General features: G+C 74.9%; 15 protein-coding genes and 1 pseudogene. 15 read left to right on the top strand and 1 reads right to left on the bottom strand.

The window, feature by feature from the left end:
• Positions 1-71: 71 nt before the first annotated feature.
• The 9 genes and pseudogenes from hemE (at position 72) to J7W19_RS28235 (ending at position 9,084) form a co-directional block, all read left to right on the top strand.
• On the top strand, positions 72-1,136 hold the full coding sequence (hemE, locus tag J7W19_RS28195; RefSeq protein WP_051072697.1) for a uroporphyrinogen decarboxylase: 1,065 nt from the start codon (positions 72-74) through the stop codon (positions 1,134-1,136).
• Positions 1,133-2,095: an oxygen-dependent coproporphyrinogen oxidase gene (gene hemF, locus J7W19_RS28200; RefSeq protein ID WP_004950539.1), complete on the top strand. Its 963-nt coding sequence runs from the start codon at positions 1,133-1,135 to the stop codon at positions 2,093-2,095. The genes hemE and hemF overlap by 4 nt, the downstream gene beginning before the upstream one ends.
• On the top strand, positions 2,092-3,450 hold the full coding sequence (gene hemA, locus J7W19_RS28205; RefSeq protein ID WP_004950537.1) for a glutamyl-tRNA reductase: 1,359 nt from the start codon (positions 2,092-2,094) through the stop codon (positions 3,448-3,450). The genes hemF and hemA overlap by 4 nt, the downstream gene beginning before the upstream one ends.
• A complete protein-coding gene (gene hemC, locus J7W19_RS28210) occupies positions 3,447-4,394 on the top strand; it encodes a hydroxymethylbilane synthase (protein ID WP_004950532.1) in 948 nt (315 codons plus the stop codon). Before hemA ends, hemC begins: the two co-directional genes overlap by 4 nt.
• Positions 4,395-4,653: 259 nt before the next feature.
• On the top strand, positions 4,654-5,631 hold the full coding sequence (hemB, locus tag J7W19_RS28215; protein ID WP_004950529.1) for a porphobilinogen synthase: 978 nt from the start codon (positions 4,654-4,656) through the stop codon (positions 5,629-5,631).
• Positions 5,632-5,909: 278 nt separating this feature from the next.
• A pseudogene (locus J7W19_RS28220) lies at positions 5,910-6,458 on the top strand (ATP-binding cassette domain-containing protein); the annotation flags it as partial.
• Between the two features lie 2 nt (positions 6,459-6,460).
• Positions 6,461-7,240, top strand: a complete 780-nt coding sequence (locus J7W19_RS28225) for an ABC transporter permease (protein WP_004950523.1) — start codon at positions 6,461-6,463, stop codon at positions 7,238-7,240.
• Positions 7,241-7,369: 129 nt separating this feature from the next.
• Positions 7,370-8,248, top strand: coding sequence for a phosphotransferase (locus J7W19_RS28230; RefSeq protein ID WP_004950520.1), 879 nt, complete (start codon positions 7,370-7,372; stop codon positions 8,246-8,248).
• 107 nt (positions 8,249-8,355) lie between these two features.
• The gene (locus J7W19_RS28235; RefSeq protein WP_004950517.1) at positions 8,356-9,084 is read left to right on the top strand and encodes a toxin-antitoxin system YwqK family antitoxin; all 729 of its coding nucleotides are present in this window, start codon (positions 8,356-8,358) and stop codon (positions 9,082-9,084) included.
• A gap of 285 nt (positions 9,085-9,369) precedes the next feature.
• Here J7W19_RS28235 and J7W19_RS28240 read toward each other — a convergent pair whose 3' ends face one another.
• Positions 9,370-10,032, bottom strand: coding sequence for a hypothetical protein (locus tag J7W19_RS28240; RefSeq protein WP_004950515.1), 663 nt, complete (start codon positions 10,030-10,032; stop codon positions 9,370-9,372).
• Positions 10,033-10,403: 371 nt separating this feature from the next.
• Between J7W19_RS28240 and J7W19_RS28245 the strand changes: the two genes are divergently transcribed.
• From J7W19_RS28245 to J7W19_RS28270, 6 genes are read left to right on the top strand one after another with little or no spacing between them, the layout of a single operon-like run.
• Entirely contained in the window at positions 10,404-10,589 is a 186-nt protein-coding gene (locus tag J7W19_RS28245; RefSeq protein ID WP_004950509.1) for a hypothetical protein, read from the top strand.
• A complete protein-coding gene (locus J7W19_RS28250; protein ID WP_040891506.1) occupies positions 10,586-11,017 on the top strand; it encodes a monovalent cation/H+ antiporter complex subunit F in 432 nt (143 codons plus the stop codon). The genes J7W19_RS28245 and J7W19_RS28250 overlap by 4 nt, the downstream gene beginning before the upstream one ends.
• The gene (locus tag J7W19_RS28255) at positions 11,010-11,291 is read left to right on the top strand and encodes a Na(+)/H(+) antiporter subunit B (RefSeq protein ID WP_004950501.1); all 282 of its coding nucleotides are present in this window, start codon (positions 11,010-11,012) and stop codon (positions 11,289-11,291) included. Before J7W19_RS28250 ends, J7W19_RS28255 begins: the two co-directional genes overlap by 8 nt.
• The gene (locus J7W19_RS28260) at positions 11,288-12,040 is read left to right on the top strand and encodes an MnhB domain-containing protein (RefSeq protein WP_004950498.1); all 753 of its coding nucleotides are present in this window, start codon (positions 11,288-11,290) and stop codon (positions 12,038-12,040) included. Before J7W19_RS28255 ends, J7W19_RS28260 begins: the two co-directional genes overlap by 4 nt.
• Positions 12,037-12,384, top strand: coding sequence for a sodium:proton antiporter (locus J7W19_RS28265; protein WP_004950496.1), 348 nt, complete (start codon positions 12,037-12,039; stop codon positions 12,382-12,384). Before J7W19_RS28260 ends, J7W19_RS28265 begins: the two co-directional genes overlap by 4 nt.
• A gap of 4 nt (positions 12,385-12,388) precedes the next feature.
• Entirely contained in the window at positions 12,389-14,179 is a 1,791-nt protein-coding gene (locus J7W19_RS28270; RefSeq protein ID WP_004950494.1) for a complex I subunit 5 family protein, read from the top strand.
• Positions 14,180-14,207 lie beyond the last annotated feature (28 nt).

Consider the following 14,207-nt stretch of genomic DNA (forward strand, 5'->3'; position numbering starts at 1 on the left):
AAACAAGGCCCCTAACAGACTGGCCGAGGCATGAATTGGGAACTCTGAATAACGGGGGCTGAGCTTCCGGGATGAGTATTTTCCTCGACGCCGCCGCGGGTAAGGACACCCGGCGGGCGCCCATATGGATCATGCGGCAAGCAGGCCGATACCTGCCCGAATACAACGCACTCAAAGAGCGCTACGGCTTCTGGGAGATGTGCCGCGATCCCGAGGTCGCGGCCGAGATCACCATGCTGCCCCTGCGGCGGTTTTCCCTCGACGCGGCGATCCTTTTCAGCGACATCATGACGCCGCTCGCCGACATGGGAGTGGAGATCGAATTCGCCCCCGGCCCGGTGGTCACCCGGCCGGTGCGCACCCTCGCCGACGTACGGCGGCTGCGGGTGCCGGGGCCCGAGGGCACGGCACCCTTCGTCGCCGACGCCGTCCGCGCCGTGCGCGAGCGCTGCCACGTGCCGCTGATCGGTTTCGCCGGCGCGCCGCTCACCCTCGCCACCTATCTGGTGGACGCGGGCGGGGCCGCCGACGGCCACGCCGGCTTCCGGGTGTGGCTGCACGCCCAACCCGAGGCCGCCCGGCTGCTGCTGGACCGGCTCACCGACGTCACCATTGACTACCTGCGCACGCAGATCGCCGCCGGGGTCCAGGCCGTACAGCTCTTCGACAGCTGGGCCGGGTCCCACGAACCCGCCGTCTACGCGGAGTTCGGGCTCCCGTACACCCGGCGGGTGCTGGCCGCCCTGGACGACCCGGCGGTGCCGCGCGTCCACTTCGCGGTCGGCGCCCACCACCTGCTCGGCCTCTTCGCGGACCTGCCCGCCGAGGTCGTCGGCGTCGACTGGCGGACCCCGCTGTCCGCCGCCCGCCGGGCGCTGCCCGGCCGGACCCTCCAGGGCAACCTCGACCCGGCCGTCCTCGTCCACCGCCCCGAGGCCCTGGCCGAGCGCGCGCGGGCCGTGCTCCGGGAGGGCCTGGGCGGCCCGCACATCTTCAACCTCGGCCATGGCATCCGCCCGGACACGCCCGTCGGGCACGTCCAGCGCCTCATCGAGACCGTGCACGGGTTCGACCGGCACGCGGAGGCCGACGGGGCCGGACCGGCCGGCGACGACGGAAAGGGGGTGCCCGCATGACGACCCGACGGGACCAGGCGCTGGCGCTGATGCTCGACGCGCAGGCCGCGCTGATACGGGCCCTGGAGGAGTGCGACGGCGAGGGCGGCGAGGGTGACGGCCGCCGCCGGTTCACCGCCCACGACTGGGAGCGGCCCGGCGGCGGAGGCGGCTGGGCCCGCGTCCTGGAAGGCGGTGCCGTCTTCGAACGGGCCGGCGTCAACGTGTCGGCCGTCCACGGCGACCGGGTCCCCGACGCCATCACCGACCGCCACGACATCGACCCCGACGCCGGCTTCTTCGCCACCGGCCTGTCCACCGTCCTCCACCCGCGCAACCCGTGGGTGCCCGCCTTCCACGCCAACTTCCGCTACTTCGAAGTGGGTTCGGACGGCGCGGCCCACGACGTCTGGTGGTTCGGCGGCGGCGCCGACATGACGCCCTCCTACGGCTTCGAGGAGGACGCCCGGCACCTGCACCGCACCCTGAAGGACTGCTGCGACACCTACGACCCCGACTTCTACGCCCGGGCCAAGGAGCGCTGCGACGCCTACTTCTACCTGCCCCACCGGCAGGAGACCCGCGGCGTCGGCGGCATCTTCTTCGACCACCTGCGCCCCGACGGCCCCGACGGCTGGGACCGCGCCTTCCGCCTCGTCGCCCGTGGCCTGGACGCCCTCGCCCCCGCCTACTTACCGATAGTCCGCCGGCGCGCCCGCACCCCGTACGGCGAACGCGAGCGGCGCTGGCAGCTCCTGCGCCGGGGCCGGTACGTGGAGTTCAACCTCCTGCACGACCGCGGCACCCGGTTCGGCCTGGAGAGCAGGGGCAACACCGAGGCCATCCTCATGTCCCTGCCGCCGACGGCCTCCTGGGGCTTCGACCTCAGGCCGGAACCCGGCAGCGAGGAGGAGCGGCTCGCCGACTTCCTGCGGCCCCGCGACTGGCTGGCCGCCGGCACGGTCGGAGCGGCGCGATGACCGTCCTCGTCACCGGACTGAGCCACCACACCGCCGCGCACCCGGTACTGGAACGTCTCGCGCTGACGCGCTCCCAGGCGGCGGCCCTGCTGGGCCTGCTGGCCCGCTCCCCGGCCCCCGCCGAGGCCGTCGTCCTCGCCACCTGCAACCGCGTCGAGATCTACCTCGAGTCCGACCGCCCCGACCGCGCCGCCGACGAGGCCGTCCGCGCCCTCGCCGAGACCACCGGCGCCCCCGCCGCCGACGTCCGCCCCCTGCTCTACACCCACCGGGGCCCCGACGCCGTCGCCCACCTCTTCCACGTCGTCAGCGGCCTCGACTCGATGGCACTCGGCGAACCCCAGATCCGCGGCCAGGTCCGCGCCGCCTACCGCCTCGCCACCGACCACGGCACGGCGGGAGCGGTCCTCCACGACCTCTTCCAGCACGCCCTGCGCACCGGCAAACGCGTCGAGACCACCACGGGCGTCGCCCACGCCGCCGCCGACCTGGTCGGCGTGGCCCTCGACGCGGCGACGGACCTCCTCGGCCCGCTCTCCGCCCACCCGACGGTGATCGTCGGCGCCGGAGCCCTCGGCTCCCTGACCGTGGCCGCGCTGCGGCGGGGCGCGGACGGGGGCGGGGCAGCGGCGGCGCGACCCGCGCGAGCCGACGCCACCGCCGGTGGGATCGTCGTCGTCAACCGCGGCCGGGAAGCCGCCGAACGGCTCGCCGGGCGGTACGGGGTCCGGGCCGCCGGACTGGACCGACTGCCCGCGCTCCTCGCGCGCGCCGGCCTCGTCGTCGCGGCGACGGGCGCCGGTACGCCGGTGATCACCGCGGAGCTGGTCGCCGCCGCCCGCGCCGGCGGGCCCGGGCACCCGCTCGTCCTCGTCGACCTCTCGCTGCCGCGCAACGTGGAACCGGCCGCCGCCCGGCAGCCCGGCGTCCGGCTGGTCGACCTGGCCGGCCTGGAAGCCCGGCTGAAGGAGGCGTCGGCACGGGTGCCGGTGGACGAGGCGCGGCGCATCGTCGCCGAGGAGACGGCCGCGTTCCTGACCGGACGCCACCTGGCCACCGTGACCCCGCTCATCGTCGCCATGCGCAACAACGTGCTGTCCATCGCCGAAGCCGAGGTCGACCGGCTGCTCGGGCGCACCCCGGCCCTCGCCGACCACGTACGCGGCGAAGTCGCGCGCACCGCCCGCCGCATCGCCGAGAAGATCGTCCACCGGCCGACCGTCCGCGTCCGGGAGATGGCCGCGCAGCCGGACGGACACGCCTACGTGGCCGTCGTGCACGACCTGTTCGGCGGACCGGACCAGCCCGCGCCGCCCGGTCCCGCGACGGGCCCGGCCGGAAGGGAGACGCCATGACACCGGGGACCCCGGCCACGTACGGGATGAGGTTCCGCGGCGCCGCCGTCGGGCGCGCCACGCTCCGCATGGGCACCCGGCGCAGCGCCCTCGCCCTGGCCCAGTCGTCCGCCTTCGCCCGCGCCCTCGAACGGGCCACCGGCGTCCGGGTGGAGACCGTCGGCGTCACCACCGAGGGCGACACCAACAGCGCGCCCCTGACCGCCATGGGCGGCACCGGCGTCTTCGTGCAGGCGGTACGCGCCGCCCTGCGCGCCGGCGCCGTCGATTTCGCCGTCCACTCCTACAAGGACCTGCCGACCGCCGGGCCGTCGGACGTCGTGGTCGCCGCCGTCCCCGTCCGCGAGGACCCTCGCGACGCCCTCGTCACCGCCGACGGACGCCCCCTGGACCGGCTGCCCGCCGGCGCCCGGATCGGCACCGGCTCGCCCCGCCGCGCCGGCCAGCTCGCCGCGCTGCGCCCGGGACTCGTGGTGGTGCCGCTGCGCGGCAACGTGGACACCCGGCTGGGCCGGGTCCGCGACGGCCGGCTCGACGCGGTGGTCCTCGCCGCGGCGGGGCTGGCGCGGCTCGGGCGGCTCGGGGAGGCGGCGGAACTATTCGCTCCGGACCGGCTGGTGCCCGCTCCCGCGCAGGGGGCTCTCGCCGTCGAGTGCCGGGCCGACGACGCGGCGCTCGTGCGGTTGCTCGGGTCGCTGGACCACGTGGTGACGCGGGCGGCGGTCGACGCGGAGCGGGCTGTGCTGGCCGAGTTGGAGGCGGGGTGCAGTGCTCCGGTGGGGGCGCATGCTCGGTCGGTGGGCCGGGCTCTCGACCTGTGCGCCGTCATCACCGCGACGGACGGGTGCCGGCGCACCTTCCGCCGGGCCGAGGTCCCGCTCGATCCGGTTGCCGCCGCGGCGGCGGGGCGGGAGCTCGCGCGGGCGTTGCGCAAGGAGCACTGAGGGTGCCCCGGTCCCGCCCTTTCACCGTTTCCTGGGGGCTGCGCCCCAGACCCCCCTTTCGCGGCTTCGCCGCTCGTCCTCAAACTCCCCCAGAGGGGGCACCTCCAACGGGCTGAAACACCGCGCCCGGGCGCACCACTCAGCCCGTCCGGCGCTTGAGGACAACCGCGCGGAGCGCGGTTTCAGGGGGTCCGGGGCCCGCCCCGGGAAACGGTGAAAGGGCGGGACCGGGGCACCCCCACCACAACCAGGAGGACCGATGACCGACCGACCGACGCACCGCCCCCGCCGCCTCCGCCGCACCCCCGCCCTACGCGACCTCGTCGCCGGAACGGACCGGCACCCCGGCCACCTCGTCCTCCCCCTCTTCGTCAAGGAGGGGATCGCCGAGCCCACCCCCATCACCACCATGCCCGGCGTGCTGCAGCACACCCTCCCGTCGCTGCGCAAGGCGGCGCGCGAGGCGGTGGACGCCGGGGTGGGCGGGCTGATGGTGTTCGCCGTGCCCGAGCGCAAGGACGCCGTCGGTTCGGCGGCGCTCGACGCCGACGGGATCCTGCCGCGGGCGCTGCGCGAGGTGGCCGACGAGGTCGGGGACGCGGCGGTGGTGATGAGCGACGTCTGCCTCGACGAGTTCACCGACCACGGCCACTGCGGCGTCCTCGCGCCCGACGGCCGGGTGGACAACGACGCCACCGTGGAGCGGTACGCCGCCATGGCCGTGCTGCACGCCGAGGCGGGCGCCCACTGCGTCGGCCTGAGCGGCATGATGGACGGGCAAGTGGCCGCCACCCGTGCCGCGTTGGACCGGGCGGGGCACGAGGAGACGGCGATCCTCGCCTACACCGCCAAGTACGCGTCCGCCTTCTACGGCCCCTTCCGCGACGCGGTCGAATGCGACCTGCGCGGCGACCGCGCCACGTACCAGATGGACCCGCGCAACCGCACCGAGGCGCTGCGCGAGCTCGCGCTGGACGAGGCGGAGGGCGCCGACCTGGTCATGGTGAAGCCCGCCCTGTGCTACCTCGACGTCCTGCGGACCGTCGCCGACCACGCGCGGGTCCCGGTGGCCGCGTACCAGGTGTCCGGCGAGTACGCGATGGTGGAGGCCGCGGCGGCCCGCGGCTGGATCGACCGGGAGCGGGCCGTCGCCGAGACCCTCACCGCCGTCCGCCGGGCCGGGGCCGATGTCGTCCTCACCTACTGGGCGGTGGAGGCCGCCCGCCGGATGGGCTGACGCACCGCCCATCGGGCGATTCCCGGCGGACTCCGGACCGTGGGGCACCGCCGGGGAGCGGCGGCCGGTAAGGATGGGCGGGCCCCTTGTCGTCGCTCCGCCGCCCGGCCGAGGAGACCGCGTGCCCCAGCCGGACCCGCCGCCCCCGCCGCCCGGCCCCCGGGGCGACCGTGCCTGACGCCCCCGCCCCCGCCGTGCTGCGCGTCCGCGGCGTGCGCAAGGCGTACGGCCGTCACCCCGTCCTGCGCGGCATCGACCTCGACCTGCCGGCCGGTTGCCTGGCCGGGGTCGTCGGCGAGAACGGCTCGGGCAAGACCACGCTGCTCCGCGTCCTCGCCGGGCAGACCAGGCCGGACCGGGGGACGGTCGAGTGCCCCGGGCCCGTCGGCTACTGCCCGCAGGAGACGGTCCTCAACCCGGCGTTCACCGTGGACCAGCACCTGGAGTTGTTCCACGTCGCCTACCGCCTCCCCGACGCGCGCCGCGCGGACGAACTGCTGGACGCGCTGCGGTTCACCGCCTACCGCCACCACCGCGTCGGCGCCCTCAGCGGCGGCACCCGGCAGAAGCTCAACCTCGTCCTCGCCCTGCTGCACGACCCGCCGCTGCTCCTCCTCGACGAGCCGTACCAGGGCTTCGACTGGGAGTCGTACCAGCGGTTCTGGGAGCTGGCCGGCGAACTCCGCGCCGCCGGGCGGTCGTTCCTCGTCGTCTCGCACATCGCCTACGACACCGCCCGCTTCGACCGGCTCTGGCGGCTGGAGAACGGCCGGCTGGCCCCCGGCGGGCGGTCCGGGTCCGGAGCCGGACCGGCGGCGGAGGGGTGACGATGCGGCCCACCGCCTGGACGTACTTCTCCACCGCGGCCCGTTTCGCCCTGCTCGAACACGTCCGCAACCGGCTCGCCCTCGTCCTCGTCGTCGTGTTCGTCCCGCTGTGGATCTCCCTCGGGCACGCGGTGGTCGACAGCCACGAGGTGCGCTTCATGCTGCGCGCCACGCACGGGACGGTCACCGCGCACGGCAACGACCTCGGCAACATCACGGGCGCCCTCAACGCGGTCACGCTCATCGTCGGCTTCATGATGTTCTCGGTGACGTTCAGGGCGGCCGGCTTCGACCGGCGGCTGGCGATGGCCGGTTACCCGCGCCGCCACCTCATCGCCGCCAAGTTCGCCGCGCTCGTCGTGGTCGCCGCCGTGACCTGCGCCTACGCGACGCTGTCGGTGTGCCTGTACTGGTCGCCCCGGCGGCCCTGGCTGCTCGCGCTGGCCCTGGCCTGCGGGGCGCTGACCTACGGCGGGCTGGGCGTGATGCTCGGCGCCCTGCTCCGCAGCGAACTGGCCGGCATGCTGCTGATCATCATGACCAGCATCATCGACGCCGGTCTGCAGAGCCCGCTCGCCAATCCGGTCGCCGACGACGACGTCATCCGCTACCTCCCGTCGTTCGGCGCCATGCAGGTCGCCACGACCGCCGGCTTCCGCGACGCGATCCCGCTGCCCTACCTCCTCCTCGGCCCCCTGTGGTTCGCGGGCGCCCTCCTCGTGGCGGCCCTCGCCTTCCGCTTCCACACGCGCGACCGCCGCAACACGTTCGCGGACGGGTGACGGACCCCTCGGCATCCGGCCGGTGCCCGCGGCCGCCCGCCCCGGCTGGGCGCAGGCAGGGTCGCCGGTCACACGAATCCGGGTCGGAGCCGGGATCAGGCCGTTGACGCCAGGTAATAGCCTGCCGGTGTGACCGGACGGGGCGAGGATGTGGACGAGGGACTGCTGGCCATCGCGGAGGCGGCGCTACCGGGGCAGCGGTGGCACGGGGCGCGTGTCCTGCGTCACCCCTCGCACGACGTACTGCTGCTGCCCGGGACCGCCGCGGTGCGCGTGGCGCGTACACCCTCCGCCGCCGCGGTGCTGCCGCGCCAGGCCGAGTTGCTGCGCCGGCTGGCACGGCTGGACCTGCCGTTCAAAATACCCGGGCCGCTGTCCGAGGTGGTGACGGTCCAAGGACGCACCGGCGTGGCCCTGAGCTGGGTGTACGGGTGGCCGACACCCCGTCCGTACGGGCACGAGCGCGGCAGGCTGCTGAGTTTCAGGCCGGAGCGGTTCTCAGAGCTGCTCGGCGTACTGAGTGAGGTGGACTGCGGCCCACTCCAGGACGTGCTGGGTGTTCCGCACGAAGGCGTGGGCGGCCACGGCTGGGGCGAACTGATGCTCGGTGAGGTGATTCCGCGGCTGCCGTGGACCAGGCGCCGCGAAGCACGTCGGCGCATCGGCCAGGCGCAGGGCCTCCCCGTGCCGGAGCCCCGCCTGGTGCACGGCAAGCTCGACGCCGACAACCTGCTGTGGGACGGGCGGCGGCGGCTGGTCGGTGTGCTGGGCTGGGACCGGGCCCAGCTCTTCGACCCCGCGCTCGACACGGCATGGCTGTTCGGGCAGCAGTGGGATCCGAGGCGGGCCGGCGCCGACCGGGAGCAGATGCGTCGGATCCGGATCTGGGTGCGCACCCTGGGTCTGGAGCCGCTGGCTCGTGCGATCCTCGACCACGAGTCTGAAGAGCACCTGGCGTACGAAGTCGGCAAGACAGTCGCATGGCTGGACCAGACCACCGGCTGGTGAACCGTCAGGCGCTGCGCTGCGGTTGCCCGGCGGCGGGAACCCGCCGGAGCGCGCCGGGCATCATGGAGGGATGGGGCGGTTCGTTCGCTCCGGAGAGGGGTGGATCCATGCGCCGTGATCGGCCGACCGACGACCAGTTGACGAGGGTTTTCGCCACCGTGCTGAAAGAGGTGCTGAGCGGCCAGGGGTTGCGGAACCACACCGGGCTCGACATGGAAACGGACGACGCGCTGTGGGAGATCGCCAAGTACGGCCCGGGGGCCCCTCCCGAACTCGTCGACGCCGCCCGTGCCGCCTTCGCCGGACAACTGGACGGCAGCAACGCCCGCCGCTGGCAAGCAGAGCTCCAGCGCAAGTTCGAAGCCAGCCGGCAGCGCACCGCCGAGCGCGACTCAAGGCTCAGGGCCACCGAGGCTCGCGGTGGTGCCGAGCCGCCGGCGAAACCGCCCAGAGCGACGCCGACCTCAGTGCGGGCGGTACGCGTCAACGGCGATCAGACCTACTTGGACGAGTACGGGCGCACCTGCTACGAAGGAGAACTCTTCACCGGCGAAGTCGAGGACCTCGCGGACAACGGGCGCACCGTGCTGCTCGGCACCTACTCCTCGGGCATCGAGCACGGACGGCAGCAGGAGTGGTGGCCGGACGGGACCAAGCGGGCCGACGGCGTGACCGTCATGGGTGCCGCGGTGGGTGAGTGGCGGTACTGGCACGCCAACGGCCGGCTGTCGGAGTTGGTCATTTTCGACGAACGCGGCCGGGAGATGTCGAGAAAGCGCTGGAATGCCATGGGTGAGGTGACCATGGATCATGTGACTCGCCGGCCCTCCTCCTGAAACAGGATCACCGAAGCGCTCGCGTCCCCACCAGGAGGGGCAGGCCGGTGCCTGTCTCTGGAAGCCGGCTGCTCCCGCATCGACCCTCGGCGCCGCACGCACCCGGACGCCGAGTCCAGCGGATGGTCGTCCGCCATGGCCACGGTGGACGCGGCTCGGTGCCCAAACGAACCCCATGGCGCGACGACTGCCGCCGGTGCGGCGGGAAACCGTCTGCCCCATCCGGCGGGGCGTGGGCCGGCCGGCCGTCTCCGCGTCCTTCCGGCCTGACGCTCTGTGACCAGGTCACACGACCTGGGCCAGACCCCCGGTGTGCCGTCCCGGCAGCGGTGCGGTGACGGCCAGGTCCGCGTCCAGCCGGTCCGTCAACTCCCGAGCCTGGTCCGGAACGCGGCGGGCTGCCCAGCGCTCGACGAGGCCGAGGAAGCCCCGCAGGTCGTCCTGTACGGACCGCAGGATGCCGGGGAGGTCCGCGACCGGTATCCCGACGGGTCGGGTGGGAGGCGGCTCGGCCGCGAAGCCGCCGTCCGGCCAGAGTCGCACGGTCGCTTCGGCGAGTTCGACGCGCGGCGTCGGATCGTGGCCCAGCCAGGGCACCTCTCCGTCCGTCACCAGGCTGGACCAGTCGCGCCAGTCCCGCAGACCGCAGCAGCAGCCGGGGTTCACGGTGACGTCGAGGCCGGTGTGACGGAAGCGCAGGCCGCCGTCGACGGAGATCTCCTCCTCCGCGAGCATCCGGCGGACGAGTGCGGCGGCGTCCGGCGCGGGCGGGTCGTCGTCGGACGCGCCGACGGTGTGCCGGGCCAGGGCCGCCATGGCGCTGCCGACCTCGTCCGGCGTCATCCGGCCGGACAGGGCGAGCGGCCGGTACGGCGGCAGGCCGGCCACCGGCCAGAGGGTGAAACCGGTGGTGTCCGCGGTCTCCAGGACGATATCGACGATCAGCATGAGCGCAGTCTGCGTTCCCTGCGGCGAATGTGCCCGCCCTTTTCCCGGGCACCCGCCCTTTTCCCGGGCACCCGCCCTTTTCCACGGCGGCCGCCCGGCTTCCCAAGGGCGGCCCTTCGCGGACCGGAGCACGGGCGGGGCTAGGACGGGCGTGGCGGGCGCGGCGGGCCGGCGTCCGGGCCGCCTCGGATCCGCGGACGCCGGACCCGACACGCCGTCCGCGCGACCGGACACGCGGGCGCTCCGGGTCCGCGTCCGCGGCCCGGGGGTCTGGTATTCGTGCCCTCACCACCGCTTCCCCGCCCCGCCCGCATGGCCGGCCGGGACCCGGGTATCCGGGGCGGCCGGGGGACGAGCAGGGAGGAGCGGGCATGCCGGACAGGGCACGCGCCGTCGGCGCCGTCGCCGAGACGCTGGGGTGGTGGGCCGGGCTCACCCTGTTGTGGGTGGTGCTGATCTCGTCCGTGGACGTCCTGGAGGCCGGGGTCGGGGCGGGGGCCGCGGCGGCCGGGGCGTGGGCGGCCAGGGCGGCGCGCCGGGCGGCGGCGGAACGGTGAACTGGTGGCTGGCGGGCGCCGCCCTCCTCGTCGCCGGCGGGCTCGGCCCCTGCCTGTGGGGCGCCGCGACCGGCGGCACCGGCCGCCGCATGACCGCCCAGAACACCGCGACGCTGCTGCTGTGCCTGGTGTTCCTGCTGCTCGCCCAGGGGTACGAGCGGCCCGCCTACATCGATCTCGCCCTCGTCGTCTCCGTGCTCGGCCCGGCGGGCACCCTCGTCTTCGTCCGCCTCTTCGAGACGTCACCGGGACCGTCCGGCACCACCTCCCGGCTGCTCGGCCCGCTCGTCGCCGCGGCCACCGTCGCCACCGTCGTCCCGCTCTGCGTCGCCACCGGCCCCGGCCGGGCCATGGCCAAACTGATCGTGATCGGCGTCCTGCTGCTCGCCGGGGGAGCGGTCACCACCCGGGCGGTGCGCGGTGGATGACGTCCTCGGCGGCCTCGCGCTGCTCCTCGTCGCGGCGGCCGCGACCGCCGCCGTCCTCAACCGGGACCCGGCCCGGCAGGCCGTCGTCCTGTCGCTCCTCGGCCTCGCGCTCGCCGTCCTGTTCACCGTGGACCAGGCGCCGGACGTCGGCCTCTCGCAGCTCGCCGTCGGATCGGCGGTCACCCCGCTGATGATCTTGCTGACGGTCCGCAAGGTGCGGCGGATCGGCCGGAGCCGGCAGGCGGAGGAGCACGAGAAGGGGCGGTCCCGATGAGCCACCGCGTCCGGCTGTGGGTCCTGGCCCTGGGGCTGCTCGCCACCGCCGCCCTGTTCGCCGCAGCCTGCGCCGAACTGCCGCCGTTCGGCGGCGACCGGCACCCCTACGGCGACCGCGCCGTGCACGCCGCGCTGCTCCGGCACACCGCCAACACCGTCTCCTCCGTCAACTTCGACCAGCGCGCCCTCGACACCCTCGGCGAGGAGAGCATCCTGTTCGGCTCCGTCCTCGGCACCGTCGTCCTGCTGCGGCAGACCCGCGACGAGCACCGGACCGCCCCCGTGCCCACGCCCGTACCGGCCGGGACCCGCCGCTACGGGTTGCTCCTGCTGCCCGTCACCCTCCTCATCGGCCTGTACGTCGTCGCCCACGGCCAGCTCAGCCCCGGTGGCGGCTTCCAGGGCGGCGTCGTCGTGGCGACCGCCGTGCACCTGCTGTACATCGCCGTCGACTACCGCGCCCTGGAACGCGTCCGGCCGCTCGGCGCCTACGAGATCGCCGACGCCGCAGGCGAGGCCGCGTACGTCCTCACCGGCGCGGGCGGACTGCTCGCCGGCGCCGCCTACCTGGCCAACGTCCTGCCGTACGGCACCTTCAACACCCTCTCCTCCGGCGGCACCGTCCCGCTGCTGAACGCCGCCGTCGGCGTGGAGGTCGCCGCCGCCGTGGTCGTCCTGCTGGCCCGGTTCCTGGGCCAGGCCCTGGAGATCGAGGGTGACGAGGACCGGCGGGAGGGCGCGGGATGAGCGTCCTGCCCTACCTCGTCGCCGGCTGGATCTTCCTCGTCGGCGTCTACGGCATGGCCACCAGCCGCGACCTGGTGCACGCCGTCGGCTGCCTGTCCGTCACCCAGTCCTCCACCTATGTGCTGCTCCTCGCCGTCGGCTACCGCAAGGGCGGCACCGCGCCGGTCTTCTCCGACATCGCGCCCGGCTCCCGGCCCGTCGTCGACCCCGTCGTCCAGGCCCTCGCCCTCACCGACGTCGTCGTCGGTGCGACGGTCACCGCGCTGCTGCTCGCCCTCGTCGTGCAGATCGCCAAACGGCACGGCACCACCGACCCCGACGCCCTGTCCGAACTGAAGGGCTGAGCCAGTGGACCGGCTGCTCCCGCTGATCGTCGTCGTCCCGCTGCTCGGCGCCGCCCTGCTGGCCGGCGCGGGCCGGTGGATGGCCCGGCCGGTCGCAGAGACCGTCGGCTGCCTCTGCGCCGCCGCCTCCGCCGGCCTCGCCGCGGCCGCCCTCGCCGGCGGCCCGTACGTCGTCTGGGCCGGCGACTGGCGGCCCGTCGACGGCCACGGGGTGGGCATCGTCCTCACCGGCGACCGCACCGGCACCGGCCTCGCCGCCCTCACCTCGCTCCTCGTGGTCACCGTCCTCGCCTACGCCTGGCGCTACTTCGACGAACCGCCGCGCGGCCACACCGGCTCCTTCCCCGCCCTCATCCTCCTCTTCCAGGCGGGCATGTGCGGCTTCGCCCTCACCGGCGACCTCTTCAACGCCTTCGTCTTCTTCGAGCTCATGGGCGTCGTCGGCTACGCCCTCACCGGCTACCGCGTCGAGGAGGCGCGGCCCGTCCAGGGCGCGCTCGCCTTCGGCTTCGTCAACTCCCTCGGCGGCTACGCCAGCCTGCTCGGCATCGCCCTGCTCTACGCCCGCACCGGCGAACTCGGCATGGCCCAGGCCGGGCGCGAACTCGACGCGCTCGGCCGGCCCGACGCCCTGGTCCTCGCCTCGCTCGTCCTCGTTCTCACCGGGCTGCTGATCAAAGCCGCCGCCGCGCCCTTCCACTTCTGGCTGCCCGACGCCCACGCCGTGGCCCCGACGCCCGTCTGCATGCTGCTCTCCGGCGTCATGGTGGAGATGGGCGTCTACGGCGCCGCCCGCGTGTACGTCACGGTCTTCGCCGGGCCCGGCGGCGTCCCCGCCGAGGACTTCCGGCGCGCCCTGACCGTCCTCGGCCTGCTGACCGCCCTCACCGGAGCCGCCCTGTGCTGGCAGCAGCGGCACCTCAAACGGCTGCTCGCCTTCTCCACCGTCGCCCACACCGGCCTCTTCCTCGCCGGGCTCGCCGCGCTCGAACCCGACGGCGTCACCGGCGTGTTCCTGTACGTCCTCGGGCACGCGGGCGTCAAGGCCGCCCTCTTCGCGTGCACCGGCGCGCTCCTCGACCGCTACGGCGGCGTGGACGAGCACCGGCTGCACGGCCGGGCCCGCGAGATGCGCGGCGTCGGCGTCCTCTACGCGGCCGGCGGACTCGCCCTCGCCGGGCTGCCGCCGTTCGGGACCGCCCTCGGCAAGGCGCTGGCCGAGGAGCAGGCCGCGTGGCTGACCGCCCTGTACGTCGTGGTCTCGGCGGTGACCGGCGGCGCGGTGCTGCGCGCCGCCGCCCGCGTCTTCCTCGGCGCCGGCCCCCGCGAGGAGGACGAGTGCGGCGCCCCCGAGACCACCGGCGACCAGGAGGAGCCCGAGACCGAACGCCGGGTGCGCCGGCTGCCGTCGCTGATGGCCACGGTCGCCGCCCTCCTGCTCACCGGCGCCCTCGCCGTCGGCACCGTGCCCGCCCTGGCCCGCGGGGCGGCCGGCGCGGCGCGCGCCTTCACCGACCACGCCGGCTACGCGGCCACCGTGCTGGACGGCACGCATGCCGCGCCCGGCGCGGGGCACCCGTCCCCGTGGTGGAGTCCGGCCGGAGTGGGCCTCGGCCTGCTCTCGGCCCTGCTCGCCACCGGGCTGGCGGCGCTCGGCGTACGGGGTGCCGTCCCGGCCCGGCGGTGGGCGGCCCCACTGCGCCGGCTGCACTCCGGGCACGTCGGCGACTACGTGGCGTGGGCGGCGGCCGGCATCGGACTGCTGTCGGCGCTGGTCCTGTGGCCGGGCGGCTGACCGGTCGGGCGGTTGGGCGGTTGGCCGG

This window comes from Streptomyces mobaraensis NBRC 13819 = DSM 40847, assembly GCF_017916255.1.
GTDB lineage: Bacteria > Actinomycetota > Actinomycetes > Streptomycetales > Streptomycetaceae > Streptomyces > Streptomyces mobaraensis.

Coding starts and splice junctions, on each gene's coding strand:
- hemE (WP_051072697.1), top strand. CDS start 72: ATGAGTATTTTCCTCGACGCCGCCGCGGGTAAGGACACCCGGCGGGCG.
- hemF (WP_004950539.1), top strand. CDS start 1,133: ATGACGACCCGACGGGACCAGGCGCTGGCGCTGATGCTCGACGCGCAG.
- hemA (WP_004950537.1), top strand. CDS start 2,092: ATGACCGTCCTCGTCACCGGACTGAGCCACCACACCGCCGCGCACCCG.
- hemC (WP_004950532.1), top strand. CDS start 3,447: ATGACACCGGGGACCCCGGCCACGTACGGGATGAGGTTCCGCGGCGCC.
- hemB (WP_004950529.1), top strand. CDS start 4,654: ATGACCGACCGACCGACGCACCGCCCCCGCCGCCTCCGCCGCACCCCC.
- J7W19_RS28225 (WP_004950523.1), top strand. CDS start 6,461: ATGCGGCCCACCGCCTGGACGTACTTCTCCACCGCGGCCCGTTTCGCC.
- J7W19_RS28235 (WP_004950517.1), top strand. CDS start 8,356: ATGCGCCGTGATCGGCCGACCGACGACCAGTTGACGAGGGTTTTCGCC.
- J7W19_RS28240 (WP_004950515.1), bottom strand. CDS start 10,032: ATGCTGATCGTCGATATCGTCCTGGAGACCGCGGACACCACCGGTTTC.
- J7W19_RS28245 (WP_004950509.1), top strand. CDS start 10,404: ATGCCGGACAGGGCACGCGCCGTCGGCGCCGTCGCCGAGACGCTGGGG.
- J7W19_RS28260 (WP_004950498.1), top strand. CDS start 11,288: ATGAGCCACCGCGTCCGGCTGTGGGTCCTGGCCCTGGGGCTGCTCGCC.
- J7W19_RS28265 (WP_004950496.1), top strand. CDS start 12,037: ATGAGCGTCCTGCCCTACCTCGTCGCCGGCTGGATCTTCCTCGTCGGC.